This is a genomic window from Bacteroides sp. MSK.18.37 (genome assembly GCF_019129155.2).
In the GTDB taxonomy this organism is placed as follows: domain Bacteria; phylum Bacteroidota; class Bacteroidia; order Bacteroidales; family Bacteroidaceae; genus Bacteroides; species Bacteroides ovatus.
Window position 1 is genome coordinate 6,647,196 of the sequence record NZ_JAHOIB020000001.1, and the last position, 16,112, is coordinate 6,663,307.

A 16,112-nucleotide genomic window follows, 5' to 3' on the forward strand; every position below is an offset into this window, starting at 1 on the left:
CTATGACGAAATGATACGCTACCGTAACGATGCCAGAGACGCTTACAAAGAACTCAGTTCAGCAATTATGAAGATAGTCCCTAAAGACTTCATGCCTAAAGCTATGCAAAAGGTAGGAGAGGCATTGAACTGGGTTATTTTCAATAGCCATGAGAAGCTATTGAGAAATAAGCATGGAAATGAATTAAAGCAGCGTGAACTTTATCAGCTGGAGAAGAAAGTAGCCGATTTAATCAATGAAGGGTTTATTTCTTCTTATGAGAATCTGCTGATTTATTTAAGGAACCAGTACCAAAAGAGGAATTATTCACGGGTGTTTGATTGTGCGTCTTGAGGGGAATGGTGATAAATAAGAACAAGCCGGATGGTTAGTCCGGCTTGTTCTTAAATATTGAAATTTATTATTTCAGAGTAAAAACTTTGATGCCCTGTTTGTAATTCATGTATGTAGTTAAATGGCATAGGACTTGCATTTCTTTTCTCTATTATGCCATTAGAGTAGTAGAGACCTCCATTTCTTCTATATATAGTAAATGGATTTTCTCTCTTGTTAAATTTCCAAATTATGTCATTTCCTAAACTTTCGTGTTCATCGCATCTTGAATCAAAAAAACGATCAGTTGGTTCAGCTCCTTTTATATCCCAAATCGTTATTACATCTTTTTCATTTCCATACTGTATCTCAATATTACATTCATCCGTAAACGATATTAGTTTACATATCACTGGTTTATTGTCCAATGTTAGATAAGAACATCCTAAATACAAATCTTTTAAAGTTAGCATAATTTATTTTTTTAAAAGGTTAAACAATATCGCAAACATACCAACAATATTCCAAGAAAACAAAATGTATACTTATATTTTAACGCTCCATCCTCCGTTTGGCAACGGGATGGGGCGTTTGGTGGTTAATTAATAGAATTCTTATTTTACCCTTTTTCTTTTCAATTTTGCTTTATATTCATTTATTGGTTGTAAAGACTGAGAAATACTTAATAAAAAATAATCAGCAGCCGGTTTATATTTATCATAATCTTCCTTTGATATGTTAATAGCTGCATGTGCTATTCTATCTCTAGTTTTCCAAAGAGATTTTGACTGATTTTGAATAATTAAATCATAAAAGTTAGAGTTACTCATATAAACATTGTTCAATATTTTCCATTTTCTAGATATGAAATCCAGCTTATCTGGATATTCTTCTATTTTATCATAATATCTTAATAGTTTTAAGGTAATTTCAATTCTAGACCATAATATTAAGATAGCAAAGCCATATTCATGTACGCTAACTAAAGTTTGAATTCGTTGCTTGTAACTTTTATCATCTAAAGCTTTAAATGCTTTATATGCCTTTTCTGCTAGTTTGGTTTGTTTTTTGAATTCACCTCTCTTTGCCATACCCTTTTATCCCTCCATCTTAATTTTAGTACTCTATTTAATTAATTCAGCTTCTAATAGATAGCTATTAAGCTTTAGCTTCATTTGATAATACTTTATATTTCGACCTTTCAAAGAGTTTTTTACCAGTTCTTTGTCGGATTCAGCCATTCGAAGACCAAAATATATCCCAGTGACGGATTCGGGTGATATTCCCAATAAGCCAGAGGAATATAAAGTTATTCTAATTTCTTCTTCGCGTTCCCATGCCATTGATTTAGTAGCGATTAAGCATTTTATAAATTGTGTATCATCTACTAAATTGTAAGTTATGCTATTCATTGAAAATTCTGGAGTATCATTTTTATATTGAACATTGAAAATACCGTGCAATTGTCTATTTGATAAAGACTTTTGTAGCTGTTCAAAATCATATTCAATACAAAAACCTTTATGTCCATTAGTATAATATGCCCATAATAATTCATTAAAGACTGTTTTGCTTAAAGAGAATATTCCCAATTTAGTTCTAGCTTGTGCTATTATCTTTGCATAATTATCTTTTGCTATATTTATAGGAAGTCCACTTTTCTCTATGAGGTTAAAAACTTCATACATCTTACTGTCATTAACTATGGTCTCAGCTGGGTCATTAAGATTTTGTGCGGTTGGCGCATATATTTGATTATTGACAAGAGTCAACAAATCTCTATATATATCAGCTCTATATTTATATAATTTCATAGTGTTAGTGTTTTTATTGAATACCCTATACTCTGTTTGGCGACTGTATGGGGCGTTTGGTGATTAAAAGGGAAAGCCGGATGGTTAGTCCGACTGTTCTGCTTTTATCTTAAAAGATTGTATAAATTTTCTAATTTATGTAAGGAGTTGATGCATGTATTTTCCTTTGCGGCTTGAAATACAATATCATCTCCATATTGTACGGGAGCTGAAATTACAATATGAATATTTTCTTCTTCCTCTATTTTTATAGCATACAAACTCATCAAGTCAGTAATTTTAAGTTTTAAGATATCTGGATAAGAGTTGAGTGGAACAAAACCAAATTCAGTCAGAATACTGGGTGTTATTGATTTGGGTTCACACTCTTCTTCATTTAAATCTAAAATGCGATTATGTTCATCACAAACATTAATTACTGTAGGCATTCCTACGTTTTGTATTATTCCTAATACGGTATAATTAATACCGTTTGACACAATGTGGTTTCCGATTTGCAATTCACGTGCATTAATCATAATATCACCTCCTATTTTTATTAGTTTATAAATTCTCAGCCAGTTTCTTAATATCCTCCTTACTATTCACTACATGAGTATTGTCTCCTATACGGATAGATCCCACTACTGCGTTAAATTGCATTATGTTAAATGAAATATTCACTAAATATTAGAATCTAATCTTTGCGCTTCAATATATATTTTGCCGCTTTCATCTCCTTTTTATCATCCCGATAATATGTAACATATCCCTCCATTTCACTACCACAATTTAAGAAGCAAAGAGAGTAGTTTCCCATCTCCATGTTTTTATTATCTTTTGATTTATACCAGACTACAAAAGTTAAATTGCAAAATTTGCCTTTAAAGTAATACTTTCTATTTTTAAAAATGCCATTTATCGTTTCTACTGTTCCAATAACATTCTTACCTACTCGATGAATTATTATCTTCTCCTCGTAATTAGGGTCCTCGTAATCATCTCCAATAGGTCGTCCATACCATACTCCATTTATATTAACATCATCGGTAGAAAACAAATTGATAATATAACTTAGGGTAATCATAATAAAATTACGACATAAAAATATAATAAATGCAGATACTATTGTTGTGATTACATCAAACCCTAGTGAGGACAGAAAATTTTCCATAATCGTGTGTTTTAAATATTAAACAATACACAAATGTAGAAACAATATTTAACTAATCAACTATTTTCCTTCTTTTCTTTGATTTCAGCCACAATTTTCTCCAATTCGACCATCGTGGTGACTTTGTAGAACTATGGTAGGTAAAGTAAAAGCCGGAGAAATCCGGCTTTAATTACTTTTATTATGTTATGAGAATTTGAACTGATTAGTGCAGTCTTCAATTGCTTTAACTTCTCCAATAAAAATACCTTCTATCACTGCTTCTTTATCATCTTTAGAACATCCAGTTAATTATAGAAAAGATTTGGGCACTTGATAATTTAAAAGATAATAAGGCTGAATTAATTTCCATAGGAAAGGATATATCATGCTTACTTGAAGGAAACTTCAAAGATATGGATATTTTACATAAGCTTTTTAACAGTAGAAATTAAACAACATGCGCACGTCAATCTAACGACGTGCGCATGTTCTATTTGGGTGTATTTTGAGAAAATGTTGCTTGAATCAAAGAAAAAAATAGTAAAAACTTGATTTTCTTCATAATTGTGTGTTTATTTGTGATTGTATAAACATTTCAAGAAACGCGATTAAATAATGATATAAATCAAGTACTATGATTTTCAATATTTACACATACCAATTTAAACCAATATATCAAGAACGTACCTTATTTTGCGATCCTGACTTGGAGGCTAAAAAAGCAATGGAGAAAAAGAATATTATATTTGCTGAAGCTTTGAAAGATGTTATCTTTGCATACAGAAATAAAAAGCATAACGTTCACTTCATAGTTAAGACAAATGATTTTTTTATTTTTCAGATATCTAATCCAAGAAAAATTATCATAGAAAAGTCTTTTCAAGTGAGTGAAGAATTGAATGAGCCAAGTGCTTATGTAATTATACATAATGATAGAGAAGTACAACGAATGGCTATTCAGCAAGATTTATTAGCTTTTTCAGACACTAATGTTGTTGCTAGTATTATTGCAAATTCTGTGCGACAAGTATTACAGGATGCTTTTCTGCAAATCTCTATTAGAAGGGAGTATAGTAGAAGTGAGTTTTGGGATATTGTAAATGCGAATTCAGATCAAATCACAAGTATTAAGTTTAAATTTGATTATCCTAATTTACCTAGAGTAAGGTCGTTGATTCCTGAAATGCTGAAAAATGCAAGTGCACGAACAAGGAGTTCTACAACTACGCTTGAATTTGAAGCTGAAAAAGATAAAACTCTATATATCGATGAAAACGATAAGGATATTCAAGAGTTGAATAATGGTGCAGCTGATTGTGGATCAGAAGTTGCTATTGGACTCAAAGGGTTTAGGAGGAAAATAAGAACAGGTCATACTACTAAGGAAATAGAATTGGATGAACTACAAATAATAGGAAATCCAAATGATATAAAAGACATTTTAAAGAGTATAGTTTGATGAATAGAGCTATAAAAATAATAGCATACTTAGCAATCGCATCATTATTGAGTTATTTGGAAATATTCTTAACCATCTTAAAAATACATACTTAAATATTTTATAATCAATATGTTATAAGAAAGGTGGTTTTAATGAAGAAACAAATAAGGAACAAAAATAGGAATTAAAGTGATTTCTCATTTTTCTATTTGCACTCTGTTTCTTTCTTTTCGTTTGTTTGCTTTCAGAGTGCATTCCGAGCAATTTTATCTGCTCTCATCATTCGAAGAATTTGCTCCTAACTTTAACTAACAAATTATTTGCAGCTCATAAAGAGAATACAAATTATTATCTCTTGAAGTTGTATTGCTTGTAGCAAAGATAATCTTTTTTGTACAGGCAGCCAAAAATGCCTGCCTATATTTAGTTTAATTTAGTTTAGCATATATAAGGCTAACAAACTAAACCAAACTGGATTTTCATGTTACTTTTTGTGATTTTCCCATTCTACCCATACAGCCAAAAGAGAAGATAAGCTCTTGCCTCTTTTCTCTTTTCGCTGCGATACTCTTTTACTTCATAGCCACCTTTTACACACATCCGTACCGAGCAAACTCCCACATGCTCGCATATCAACTTTCGGTCTGCCCGATGGGAATTGTGTCGCAAAGGTATTTGCCATGTCTTTATTGTATGCAAGGTTGTAACCTGAAGGTTCACTACAAAATCTCCACGCTCCGCTTCGCAGAGGTCGTATTTTGTAGTGAAACCCTGCATACATAGCCATGCCACCTGTTGAAGCGACATAATTTCAATCAAGCCCGAAAGTAAGTGAAATGCTACAGGAGGGAAAGTAACAAACTTAAAACTTGGTATTTATGGCAAATTATGCAACCAACATTTTCCACGCAAGAACGGAAAATAAAACAGACCTCGACAAAATAGAGGCTTTCTTGGATGACACTTTCAGCGAATTTACCAATCGATATGGTGATAGTGTAGATGCAGAATTTTCCTCTCGTTGGGTGTATCCAGAAGAAGAAATCAAAAAATTGGTAGAATCGTTGGAGGACAAAGATAAAGTCTATATCAAGATTCTAACCTATGAATTTGAAGACGAGTACGTGAGCTTTAGAATATTCTCTCAGGGAGAATGGAAGGTCAAATTAGTAACTGAATGAGTAGAAGAAGATAAAGTAAAATTATGCTCTATCCTACACTTTGCTTATTCTATAAGAGACACACGGATGGAACGATTGTCGGTGATTTCGACAACAAAATCACTGTTCGTTTCATCTGTGGCAAAGAGAGAGTATTAAATACTGTGATGAAGTAATTTTTACAATTTTACAACATAGAAACCATGACACAGATAGCAATGAAATTCGTCCAATGGGATGTGCCCGAATTGGAAAAACTGAAAGATAGCAAGGTTTACAAATTACGGGAACGTCTTGATAATGGCGACAAGTTGAGTCGGGAAGAAAAGAACTGGCTCACCCGCAATGTGAAAGAGTGCTGCCATTTCAAAAGAGGTATCGCTTTAATGGGCTACCGTTTTGACTTCTCCGATGTTCTCAAACGGTATTTCGTGAAACAACACGGACATATTGCCGAATATTATGCCATTGACAAAACCGCACTACGTTCTGTCCTATATGGTCGAATTGAAGATATAATCGAAGTACAATAAAAATCAAAAGAAGCATGAAAGTAACAATTGAACACAGCTTTTGCCCCTATTGTGACGAGGTAACTGAACTTTATTTCCGAATCATTAACACGATTCTTTTTTCTGGCAATGAGGCGGAATTGCGTGAAAGCATGAGACAGTTGGAGAAAAAAACTCCACTTGATGAATATTTCACATACGGTTACGGTGCACGACACCTTTGGGTTTGCCAGCGACGTCCCAGCGACAAAACCAAAATATTCGAGCATCGTATTATGATGGTTGAATTTCAATGACACCTTGGACAAATATCATCGACTGGCTGGAATGGAATCACCCATTTCAGCCTTACTTCCATTTTCCTTTTATAACTTTTTCTTTTGGCTGCGCCACTCCCTTTTGTAGAAACCAGCCATTCGCACAAAGCGAATTGGAAACCACTTTGTGAAAAGTCTGGTTCTTCCTGCCGTTTTTCCTTCCAGTTCCATTTTTTTTCGATGCGGATATCACTATCCTCCAAGGATGGGCTACCTACGCTTCTGTCCACTCTTGGCTGACACATTCCTTATGCAGTGGCCTTTTTTCTGATTGGATGGTATTCTGTTTGTTACAGTCTCAATTCAAGCCAGGCATGTCTCGCTTTGGCTTTGCTATTCTTCACTGACTTTCGGACGGATGTTTCGCCTTTGTGCCGACATTTGGATTTGCTCTTTTTCCTTATCATTACCGGTTTACTTGTTTCCCATTTTCCATAATCGCTTTTTATCGAAGCAATCATCATTTTTCCTCTGCAAAGATAGTATGCCGACGGGAACGACATGGTTGTCTTGACCAATGGCGTAGCCGCTTCAATCTTCCTTTATCGAGCCTTCGATTTTACCTGTGGCTAAAAATAAAGCGTATTGACGCGCTATCCTTGGTGCATCCCTTAAACGACATCTACTTTTTAGGCAGTGTAAAAATTGATTTAATAACTTCTAAAAGCAATTCAACATGAAAAAGATTGAAAACAATTTCACAGTAACCGGATTCTTAGGTAAAGACGCTGAAATCCGAGAGTTCACCAACAGCAGTGTCGCACGTTTCCCATTGGCCGTAAGCCGTCAGGAAAGGAATGCCGAGGAAACCAACCGCATTTCAGCCTTTATGAATATTGAGGCTTGGCGTAAAAACGAGAATACTGGGTCATTCGACCAACTGACCAAAGGTACGATGCTCACCATTGAAGGCTACTTTAAGCCTGAAGAGTGGACCGACAAGGTCGGTGTGAAGCACAATCGTGTTGTTATGGTGGCTGTCAAGTTTTATCCTCCTATCGAAAAGGAGGATGTTCCTGAAAAGCCGGTAAAGCCCGTGAAAAAAGGCAAAAAATAATTCTTGCCTTATCATGAACAAAGCGATCTTTTGGTCGCTTTTGTTTTGCTCATGACCGGATTAATACGCATCATACTTTTATAAGTGACTGTTGCGATGCCAAGCTCCAAATGAAATCTTCACCCGGTAATACTGTTATACTTAGCTCCACTTGATGAACAGGCAAATTACGATTTTCAATAGAAAAAAGAAGACTCTCTCAATTCCATACCTCTGAGCAGCTTTCCAGTCCCTCTTATAACCATATTTCTTCCCAAAAGTGAGGTTACGTCCGCCGTCCATTAATTTTACAGTGCGAAGTTAAGTCGGACGTGAACCTGCAAGGCGCGTTTCATTTGCAGTCAATGCCGTTCAAATGAAATCCTTCGGATTCCGCTTCCTCCTTGCATTGTTCTCTTCTTCCGCCTTGTGGTTTGCACGTAAAATCAAATCCCACCGGACGAGGTAAAAGCCTCTGAAGGGAAGGGAAAATAAAAAATTAGAATGTATGAAACAAATAATTTGGTCAAGTGATGCTCTATTGGATGAAACAGCAAGAGAGTATTATCAAAATTTCAAGCGAGAAGAACTGGACGATGATGCCTACAAGGTCAGCGATGAAGAGTGGTCGGACGAAGTGTATAATGAATTGGGGGATGAGCGGCAGAACCTAAACAAGGATGTCAATGGAGTCATTATTGCATTTGGAGATTTAGGATTGTGGAACGGACGCAAACAAGGCTATCAAATTTTGGGTGACAACATTGCCGGGATATTACAATCTACACAGTATGATGCAGAGTGGTACGGTGACGGCTACGATATACGAGGCCGTATGTCGCACCATGATGGCACGAATTATGTTTTGTACCGTGTCGCTGAAAATCGTGACGACGCAGAACGGATTGCCGCAAAAATCTACAACTATGAAATTGACGAGAATGGTTTTCGCCAAGTTACACGTTCCCTCCACCCCTATGTGGCCGCAGTGTATGGCTGGAAAACTCTACAGGACAACCTCGTTCAGGTAAAATAGCCTGTAACCTGTACTTAAACAAATGCCGTAACGCTTTCTCAAGAGGCTGTTACGGCACTTGTGTTTTATGCCGTATATATTCTGCATAAAATGTGGTGGGAAACTATTCCTTTTTACACATTTATGAATGTTCCCGCCCAACTGTTGTAGGTGGCCGCTTGTGCCAGTTTCCTTTTTTAGACTCCGGCCCTCCTTTATAGCCCCATCCAGCTACCCCCTATATTTCTATCCCGCAAGCCTGGTTATTTCCCTGCAAAATTCGATTGCCGGCTGTCCGTCCTGTCAAGGACCGCTGACACTTGCTGCTGTAAAATCTTCCTCTCCGAAATATCGAAGAGTGTATTTTCCGCATCCTCCTTGCCCGTTCTGGCCGCCAATCCCGTGGGCAGAAAAATAATCAACCTTTCGGTACAGGAAGTATCGAAGGGAAATAAATAAAATATTAATCTTAAAATTTGAGGCATTATGACATTCAGAGAATTTATGTTAGAGAACGGTTATGAATTGCAAACAACCTTTTGGAATGATTTTTCCATTGCTGACCGATTTGGTCTTTCGGCGATACAGGACACTTTCAGCCGTGCTTTTGAGGAGTGGAAAGAGAACTACAAGTATCTCACGGAACTGGTTTTAGTGCTTAACCATAAGATATGGCAGCATTATGAAACAAGGCCGGAAATTGCGACATTGTATAATACCCTTTGGGCACAAGCCAGTCAATATGCAATGGAGTATCTGAAAGATGACGAGCTAAGCTATTATTATGATGTAACGGATTAAATGTCCCAGCTCCTCCCACAGGAACAAAAGAAAGCCGGCTTTTGTCGGCTGCTCTTTGTGGTCATTCCCTTTTTTATCACTCCGTTTTACCCTTGTATAAAACGAAATTATTTCGTTTCAGGCTGCTACCAGTCAGGACTTGTTTTTTCCTGTGCAAAGGTATTGCCACGGAAAAACATTCAAGTACCGCTACGCTATTTGAACACAATTTTTCAGTAGCTTTCCCGATTTTCAATCGCTCAAATGTCGTATACGCTCCATACCGCAACTGTAAAAATTCTGTCCAAATTCCTTGCCTGCTTTTCCTTAAAGGCAATCTTGAATGCACGTAAAAATCAAATCCCGACTGGAGAAGCCTAAAGGCTTCCGAAAAAAGGGAAAAAAAGAACATGATGTTTAATAGCTAAATTTTAAAAGTATGGAAATTCAATTTGTGATTGTTCGTTCAGAAAATGCAGAGTATTTGTGTCACAATGTAAATGGAACGTATGTGGATGTCAGCGACCCATCAACAGAATTTGTTTCTGGAGAGGATGATTTTCGCTTGGTAGAGCCGGACAGCTCCCTAACGCGGAAAGAATACGAGTTTCGTGGAGAACGCTTTTATCTCATGCCTCAATTTTATGGCAATGGCTGGTTAGCACTTACTTTGCAAAGTGTGGAAGATGAAACAGAGTATATCGTGCTATCCGTCAATTTGGAGAGCATGGATGCACTCGATTTGCCAGACCGTACATTTATTGATGTGAATCATTATCCGGATGCAATGGAGTTTCTGGAGACAAATAATTTAGCGACCTATTCAGGTTACAAGCGTAGAAGCGGATTTGTGGAATATCCAATGGCGGTATTGAATCTTCCTTTGCTTTATCAGCACGCCCCGCAGATTTTCCAAGAGGCGAATATCGAATGTTTTTAAATGGTTTTCTGAAAGTATGGTACTGATGACTACCAAAGAGATACCGTATCGGTTAAATCATATCGGTATGGTATCTTCTTTTGCCCGAAGACAGGTGGCATCCCCCTTTTTTACAGATTGCTCCGTGCCCACTTTTTTAATTTCCTTGTTTCCCTTTTATAGCAGCGTAACTGCCTGCTTCTCTTTTACAGTCCTTATGTAATGAATGTTGATGTTTCCTGTCGTTATCCAGACTTTCGCCCGGTCTTGTTTTCGTGTGCAAAATTACGGCGAACGAACGCTATCCAAGTATCGCTACGCTATCCGAAATGAAATTTGACGTAATCTTCCTAAATCATAGATTTCGGTATTCATAAAATTTCATTTCCGATTCCTTGCACTGCGTTCCTGCTTCGTCGTTTGGGACGCACATGAAAAACAACCCTTCCGGCAAAGTCGAAAGACTTGAAAAAAGGGAAAATAAAAAACTTAATTAAAAACGAAAACGAGTATGACAATAGAAGAAGTATTACAGCACGATTTAAAATTCAGGTATATGTTATTGGGGCGTTTGCAAGCCGACTGTGAATATTATCTTGGCTTTGGAAACAAAAGTTCTCGTCGTTTGTGGGCTGGTTCTGAAAAGACACAAATTGAATACATGACGAAAATTCACGACAGCTTCCGAGAAAACGAAAAACCCGAATGGCTGACAATGGAGCAAATCAAAGAATACAGCAATGCTATGGAAGCAACACAAGAATAATTCAAAAAAAATACCGTAATGACCTTTAACGGAGGTGTTGCGGTATTACAGTATTACAGTATTACAAATAAGGGGCGCGAGTTTGAGAACATACCCTCTTATAATTGAGAGGGTAATAATAGCCCCTCTTTTATAATTATATCATTCTATTCCTTTTTTATATTTCTGCAAAAGGAATAGCATTCTTCTTTTATATTAATTATTTTTCATTTTATCTCCCATCTATTCTTCATCCTATCACCGGTTTGGTTTTATCAGATGCAAAGGTCGGCTATCGCGCTTGATCCTGCTACTTGAAGTGTATTTCTTACAAAATTCTTCCTTCCTGCGCAAGAGTAATTTGGCAAGAAAAGTTGCCGTATGAAGCTGTATCGACATCCGTTTACCGCATCCATAAATCCCAAAACGGTTCAATCAGTAAAGAACCGACAATATGGGAAATAAAAGTTAATACTAACCAATTCTTTAAACATTAAAATCATGCCTAATTATGTAACAAACCGTTTAGAAATAAACGCAGACAGAGAAACAGTACAAAATGTGATGGATTTCTTAAAAGGAAAAACTGATGAAGACAGTACGCCTTGCTATATTGACTTCAACAACATTATCCCTATGCCAAAGGACTTACTGATAGAAGCGTCCACTTCTGGGGAATTTGGTATGCAGTATATCATAGCACAGCAACGTAAACCGTTCAATTCACAGGACGACCTGAAAGTCATTCAATGGATGGAAATTCAGGAGGAAAAAGTCAGGGAAGAAGCATTACAACTTGGAATGACATATCTGAGAAACTGGGGAAAATACGGTTATCCTACTTGGTATGAATGGTCTATTGCCAACTGGGGTACAAAATGGAATGCCTTTAATCAGAATTTTGAAGAACCGAACATGCTTTGGTTTGATACGGCTTGGGAAGGTGTGCCTCTGCTTATCCAAACACTCTCCGAGATATTTCCGGACGTCGAGTTTCAATATGCCTATGCGGATGAAGACCTTGGTTCCAACGTGGGCAAAGGGACTATCCGAAATGGAGAAACCGACATGACATTCCCCGATAACGGAAGTAACGAAGCCTTTGAAATTGTCTTTTTCGTAAAACCGGGATTAGAGGAATACTTGGAACTGACAGACGAGGGGTATAGGTGGAAAGCCTAAACATCTCCGGACAGACAATATCCGACATGTATTCAGGGTATATCTCAACCGATATATCCTGGATTCCTGTTGCCGGAAGCTCCGTTTATATTTATTCCATTCCACTTCCTTCTTACAATTTCACGCCTCTTGAACCAGTCTTTTTTGACCGTATTTATCCCATCCCTTGGCTGGCCTACTTATCATCTTTGAAGCTGCTTTTACTGAAACCGCCAAACACGCCCTTCAAGAGCTTGCCGACAACCCAGAATACCAGCAATACAATTATAATATCTCCCATAAGTCTTACTTTTATAGTTTTAACAATAATAAAAATACAAAATAATAACCGAAAAACAAATATACGATCCTGATTATCTGAAAATTCTATCAGGAGCCACCTTCATTTGTTCCGTCCTCTTTCGGGTTCTGTTTGACACGCGGACCGCTGGTTTGGCCACGATCAAGTTTTACGCCATATTTATTGAGTATGCGCCAAATAGAACTTTTGCTGCTAAAACCGCTTGCAGCCCAAATGTCATCGAAAGAATGCCCGTTGATATACATATCCACGATTGTCTTATCTCGTTCAGCTTTAGGTAATACCTTCGGCATAGCCGGGGCTTTGATATTCTGGCGTAACTTCTCGACATGAGCGGAATATTTTCGTAGTGCGGCAATTTCTTCCGGAAATGCCCCTATTATCCACAACACATCGGCTGCTGTCGTACCGGGGAATAATTCACCGCGAGTATCAACTCTGTCATGAATGGATATGACACGTACAATTTTGATACGGCATAGTTCGATGAACGCGGCCAGTTCTCTTAAACCGCGTGCAGCATTGCTGAATTTGGATATGACTATTTCATCGCCCCTTTGAAGATTCGCCATAAGCTGTTTCCACATAGGTCTCAATGTTTCATGTTCAACTGTTTCCTCTACGATTTGTACACAACCGTATCGCTGCATCCATTCTCTCTCAGCATCAAAACTGTCATTATTTTCCTTGAATATATAGCCAACTTTTGCCATTTTAATATACACTGTTTTGATAACAAGTGCAAATATAGCACTTTCATTTTAATCTAAAATCATATCGTGGCAAAAATCTCGCTGAATCCTTTTTTTAGCTTTTTTTCTTGCACTTGTTTTCATTGATAATCATATTATTAATATGATACCAAAAATTATACTAAATGCGATATAAAAGAGCTTTTACAATAAAAATAATATATAGATTTGCATCGTTAAATATGAATTGTTAAATATGAAAATTTTAAAATCATACTACAAGACTCCATCATTTTTGACTGGAAGATGTATCGTTTCATTGGCCATATTGGGCCTGATATCATGCAGCGATAGAAATGGCAAATCATTGTCTGAAGCTACGAACGATCCTGCCGGAATATACAGGGAGTACTTATACAATATACGACGTCAGAAAGATTCCTCATTTCAAGTATTGACCAAGCATATCCTACAATGGCAAACTGTAAAAGACTCTGTTTTTAGGTATCTCCGGAATGATACGCTCAGCCACCCCCATTCCAATCAGCGTGAAGAGTGTATCAGACTGCATGATTCTATCCGCACTGAGTTCTCACGCTTAGCCCTCTCAAAGACGCGTACTTATCAGGAACTTTTGGCTCTCAAAGGAGAGTTCTCACCTTATAACAATGATGAGGAACTGCATCATGCCGCTGGAGAAATCCGCCCGTTTTTCAACTCACTGGATAATCTTCCGCTTCATAAGGGTAACAAAGAGGAAATCCTTGCGGCTTACCGTATGTTACTGACTCGAACTATCCGTAACGGCATACATAGCCGCAATGAACTGATTACTTATATCACTAAAGAAGATGCTATATTCCGTGCGTTCCTCTCTCACTTGCACGATTTCGAAGGTGAGAGTATGGCTGACATCACACGTGGTACTGAACAGTGTTGTTCGCAGATATTCTTTGCCGCTGAGAGAAAGGAGATTACCTATCGGGAGGCTATGCTTTATTTGACAATGCGCACCAATCGTCGCCAAATACAAAATATGCAGATTTGTATAGAAGATGTTCGGAACAAAAAAATCAAGACTTCTTCGCAAGCACATGCTTATATATGGATGCTTATCCACCCTTATACTTCACTGGACGGATTCTCTATGACATTGCTTTCCGATAAAGAACGGAAACAACTTGACAGGATGGCGGCACAGACACCTGTGGCGTTCAAAACCTTGAGCCGAATCCTGCAATCGGAAAGTGGTCAACTGACTGAACTGCCAGGAATGCTTATGGATATTTTCATACAGACGCTCTAACAATATAAAAAATGAATATGTTACGACATTTTTTCAATGACTTTATGACATTTGTCCCTCTGCAACTACCGCAACTACTCGATGTGACGACAATGGAGGAAGCACAATTCTACGGTGACTACGCTCTACTGACCTTCCCGCTACGCGACCCTTACGATTTGGAGGAAGTGATGGATCTGTTTGAGGACGATATGGAGCTTATAACTCTCTACCACCACATCCCCACGCACGCTGACAAATTCGGGCATAGCACCTGTGCATACTCCAACCCGGCATTTGGACAGATGTTCAAGATGAATTGCAAGACAGATGCAGACGGTAAGGTAAATAGCATTCTTGTCACCATCTATGATTCTCTTGAGCAGATGTACGGCGAGCTGTGCCTTGATTTGGATCTTCATTCCAAAAGTGGCACATTCAAGTATAAGAAGAACAAAGACGATCTCTTGATGGATTTCCTTTAATGGTCATGTTATGCGGGACACACTATACCGACAAATGGTTTATTGGATTAGGGAATACCGGACATGGATAGAGGTTGTTGATGACAATTTCTATAAGGAGTATGCTTTGTCAAGAAACGGATATATCAATTACATTGTTTCCCGCACGTTGGTACTGCGGGCTTACAAAGACAAAGGCTCATACGCCAAAGGCATGACATGGACAATTCCGGAACATAAACTGGATAAGGCATTGGCAGCCTACCGTAAGCAGGAGCATACGTTCAAGCAACGTATTAAGAAAGCAGCGATATACCTTTCACCGAGGGACGCCGAAGTTATCATCCTATTGGCCACCCACAATATTGTCCAATTAGAGTTGATGATATCCCCCATTCAAATACGCGAGAAACCCTATTATTTATGATTTGGAATATACTACAACTTATCTTCTGTATAACGCTTTTCGTATTGCCATTAGCATTGTACAAAAGCCACCGTTCTTTTATGGTAAGGTTCTACGATGCTATGATACACAGTGTAAAGGCTCGTAAACTATATGTACAGGTCGTATTGATTCTGCTATTGCTCTTCCACTATGTTTACATCAGCGGACATGTTGGCGAGTTCGGTGTTTTTCTTTCAACTGCTATCTGTGCCACTATATATTCATTTAGGAGAGCGGACAGATTGTTAAGAGGTTTATGTGACCGACCATGTATGTTTGTCATACTCTCATTGGTGGCTTTGGCCATCAGTTTTGTTCCACACTTGTACACAACGGCGGTAACTGCCGCCTATCTTCTTTTGGCTGCCCTGTTCTATCCCTCTGTTCGGGTTATGACCGAATTTCAGGACATAGGCATAATCTCTGAATGGATGAAATTCCCCAGACTATTAGCCGAAAGTTATTATGACCATCATCACGCGATATTGCCGCAAGATGCGGATAGCGGCAACACTGATATATCCGCACAATAGTAATAATTAAAAAATGAAAT

Annotated in this window: 24 protein-coding genes; 16 read left to right on the plus strand and 8 right to left on the minus strand. The window is 37.6% G+C overall.

Features of this window, described 5'->3' with window-relative positions; all coding sequences use genetic code 11:
* Window positions 1-67 precede the first annotated feature (67 nt).
* A complete protein-coding gene (locus KSX81_RS26105; RefSeq protein ID WP_254884658.1) occupies window positions 68-334 on the plus strand; it encodes a hypothetical protein in 267 nt (88 codons plus the stop codon).
* Between the two features lie 50 nt (window positions 335-384).
* Here KSX81_RS26105 and KSX81_RS26110 read toward each other — a convergent pair whose 3' ends face one another.
* The 5 genes from KSX81_RS26110 to KSX81_RS26130 all read right to left on the minus strand — a co-directional run bounded on the left by KSX81_RS26110 (window position 385) and on the right by KSX81_RS26130 (window position 3,280).
* The gene (locus KSX81_RS26110) at window positions 385-786 is read right to left on the minus strand and encodes a hypothetical protein (protein WP_217726155.1); all 402 of its coding nucleotides are present in this window, start codon (window positions 784-786) and stop codon (window positions 385-387) included.
* A 141-nt stretch (window positions 787-927) separates the two neighbouring features.
* A complete protein-coding gene (locus KSX81_RS26115) occupies window positions 928-1,404 on the minus strand; it encodes a hypothetical protein (RefSeq protein WP_217731661.1) in 477 nt (158 codons plus the stop codon).
* Between the two features lie 33 nt (window positions 1,405-1,437).
* Window positions 1,438-2,127: a DUF2971 domain-containing protein gene (locus KSX81_RS26120; RefSeq protein ID WP_217726188.1), complete on the minus strand. Its 690-nt coding sequence runs from the start codon at window positions 2,125-2,127 to the stop codon at window positions 1,438-1,440.
* A 104-nt stretch (window positions 2,128-2,231) separates the two neighbouring features.
* Complete coding sequence (locus KSX81_RS26125; protein ID WP_055167980.1) at window positions 2,232-2,645, minus strand: hypothetical protein; 414 nt, start codon at window positions 2,643-2,645, stop codon at window positions 2,232-2,234.
* A gap of 158 nt (window positions 2,646-2,803) precedes the next feature.
* On the minus strand, window positions 2,804-3,280 hold the full coding sequence (locus KSX81_RS26130; RefSeq protein WP_055167978.1) for a hypothetical protein: 477 nt from the start codon (window positions 3,278-3,280) through the stop codon (window positions 2,804-2,806).
* 616 nt (window positions 3,281-3,896) lie between these two features.
* On the opposite strand from KSX81_RS26130, the gene KSX81_RS26135 reads away from it, so the two are divergent.
* A complete protein-coding gene (locus KSX81_RS26135) occupies window positions 3,897-4,721 on the plus strand; it encodes a hypothetical protein (protein WP_217731662.1) in 825 nt (274 codons plus the stop codon).
* 489 nt (window positions 4,722-5,210) lie between these two features.
* Here the strand turns inward: KSX81_RS26135 and KSX81_RS26140 are convergent, their stop codons facing one another.
* Window positions 5,211-5,510, minus strand: a complete 300-nt coding sequence (locus KSX81_RS26140) for a hypothetical protein (protein WP_032946529.1) — start codon at window positions 5,508-5,510, stop codon at window positions 5,211-5,213.
* 71 nt (window positions 5,511-5,581) lie between these two features.
* On the opposite strand from KSX81_RS26140, the gene KSX81_RS26145 reads away from it, so the two are divergent.
* The 4 genes from KSX81_RS26145 to KSX81_RS26160 are packed head-to-tail and all read left to right on the plus strand — an operon-like array spanning window position 5,582 to window position 6,671.
* Window positions 5,582-5,884 (plus strand): hypothetical protein, encoded by a 303-nt coding sequence (locus tag KSX81_RS26145; protein WP_004323452.1) that lies wholly within the window; start codon window positions 5,582-5,584, stop codon window positions 5,882-5,884.
* Window positions 5,885-5,907: 23 nt separating this feature from the next.
* The gene (locus KSX81_RS26150; RefSeq protein WP_016662077.1) at window positions 5,908-6,039 is read left to right on the plus strand and encodes a hypothetical protein; all 132 of its coding nucleotides are present in this window, start codon (window positions 5,908-5,910) and stop codon (window positions 6,037-6,039) included.
* A gap of 27 nt (window positions 6,040-6,066) precedes the next feature.
* Entirely contained in the window at window positions 6,067-6,396 is a 330-nt protein-coding gene (locus KSX81_RS26155; protein ID WP_004323450.1) for a hypothetical protein, read from the plus strand.
* Between the two features lie 14 nt (window positions 6,397-6,410).
* Window positions 6,411-6,671 carry a hypothetical protein gene (locus tag KSX81_RS26160; RefSeq protein WP_004308737.1) on the plus strand — a complete coding sequence of 87 codons (261 nt, stop codon included), beginning with the start codon at window positions 6,411-6,413 and terminating at the stop codon, window positions 6,669-6,671.
* Here the strand turns inward: KSX81_RS26160 and KSX81_RS26165 are convergent.
* Window positions 6,665-6,937 (minus strand): hypothetical protein, encoded by a 273-nt coding sequence (locus KSX81_RS26165; RefSeq protein ID WP_004323449.1) that lies wholly within the window; start codon window positions 6,935-6,937, stop codon window positions 6,665-6,667. The genes KSX81_RS26160 and KSX81_RS26165 overlap by 7 nt on opposite strands.
* 431 nt (window positions 6,938-7,368) lie before the next feature.
* On the opposite strand from KSX81_RS26165, the gene KSX81_RS26170 reads away from it, so the two are divergent.
* The 6 genes from KSX81_RS26170 (at window position 7,369) to KSX81_RS26195 (ending at window position 12,369) form a co-directional block, all read left to right on the plus strand.
* A complete protein-coding gene (locus KSX81_RS26170; protein WP_004308735.1) occupies window positions 7,369-7,749 on the plus strand; it encodes a single-stranded DNA-binding protein in 381 nt (126 codons plus the stop codon).
* Between the two features lie 487 nt (window positions 7,750-8,236).
* Window positions 8,237-8,764 carry a hypothetical protein gene (locus KSX81_RS26175; RefSeq protein ID WP_004308734.1) on the plus strand — a complete coding sequence of 176 codons (528 nt, stop codon included), beginning with the start codon at window positions 8,237-8,239 and terminating at the stop codon, window positions 8,762-8,764.
* A gap of 465 nt (window positions 8,765-9,229) precedes the next feature.
* Window positions 9,230-9,544, plus strand: a complete 315-nt coding sequence (locus KSX81_RS26180) for a hypothetical protein (RefSeq protein ID WP_008640431.1) — start codon at window positions 9,230-9,232, stop codon at window positions 9,542-9,544.
* Between the two features lie 418 nt (window positions 9,545-9,962).
* On the plus strand, window positions 9,963-10,463 hold the full coding sequence (locus KSX81_RS26185) for a DUF4313 domain-containing protein (protein WP_007218096.1): 501 nt from the start codon (window positions 9,963-9,965) through the stop codon (window positions 10,461-10,463).
* A gap of 490 nt (window positions 10,464-10,953) precedes the next feature.
* Window positions 10,954-11,208, plus strand: a complete 255-nt coding sequence (locus KSX81_RS26190; RefSeq protein WP_032946527.1) for an LPD11 domain-containing protein — start codon at window positions 10,954-10,956, stop codon at window positions 11,206-11,208.
* A 480-nt stretch (window positions 11,209-11,688) separates the two neighbouring features.
* Window positions 11,689-12,369 carry a hypothetical protein gene (locus KSX81_RS26195; protein WP_217725901.1) on the plus strand — a complete coding sequence of 227 codons (681 nt, stop codon included), beginning with the start codon at window positions 11,689-11,691 and terminating at the stop codon, window positions 12,367-12,369.
* 369 nt (window positions 12,370-12,738) lie between these two features.
* Here the strand turns inward: KSX81_RS26195 and KSX81_RS26200 are convergent, their stop codons facing one another.
* Entirely contained in the window at window positions 12,739-13,383 is a 645-nt protein-coding gene (locus KSX81_RS26200) for a recombinase family protein (protein WP_032946524.1), read from the minus strand.
* Between the two features lie 235 nt (window positions 13,384-13,618).
* On the opposite strand from KSX81_RS26200, the gene KSX81_RS26205 reads away from it, so the two are divergent.
* Genes KSX81_RS26205 through KSX81_RS26220 form a run of 4 tightly spaced genes read left to right on the plus strand, consistent with a single transcriptional unit; the run spans window position 13,619 to window position 16,092 of the window.
* A complete protein-coding gene (locus KSX81_RS26205; protein WP_004323439.1) occupies window positions 13,619-14,668 on the plus strand; it encodes a hypothetical protein in 1,050 nt (349 codons plus the stop codon).
* A 17-nt stretch (window positions 14,669-14,685) separates the two neighbouring features.
* Window positions 14,686-15,132, plus strand: coding sequence for a hypothetical protein (locus tag KSX81_RS26210; RefSeq protein WP_004308726.1), 447 nt, complete (start codon window positions 14,686-14,688; stop codon window positions 15,130-15,132).
* A 10-nt stretch (window positions 15,133-15,142) separates the two neighbouring features.
* The gene (locus KSX81_RS26215; protein ID WP_008640424.1) at window positions 15,143-15,538 is read left to right on the plus strand and encodes a hypothetical protein; all 396 of its coding nucleotides are present in this window, start codon (window positions 15,143-15,145) and stop codon (window positions 15,536-15,538) included.
* Entirely contained in the window at window positions 15,535-16,092 is a 558-nt protein-coding gene (locus KSX81_RS26220; RefSeq protein WP_004323436.1) for a hypothetical protein, read from the plus strand. The genes KSX81_RS26215 and KSX81_RS26220 overlap by 4 nt, the downstream gene beginning before the upstream one ends.
* The last annotated feature ends 20 nt before the right edge of the window (window positions 16,093-16,112 follow it).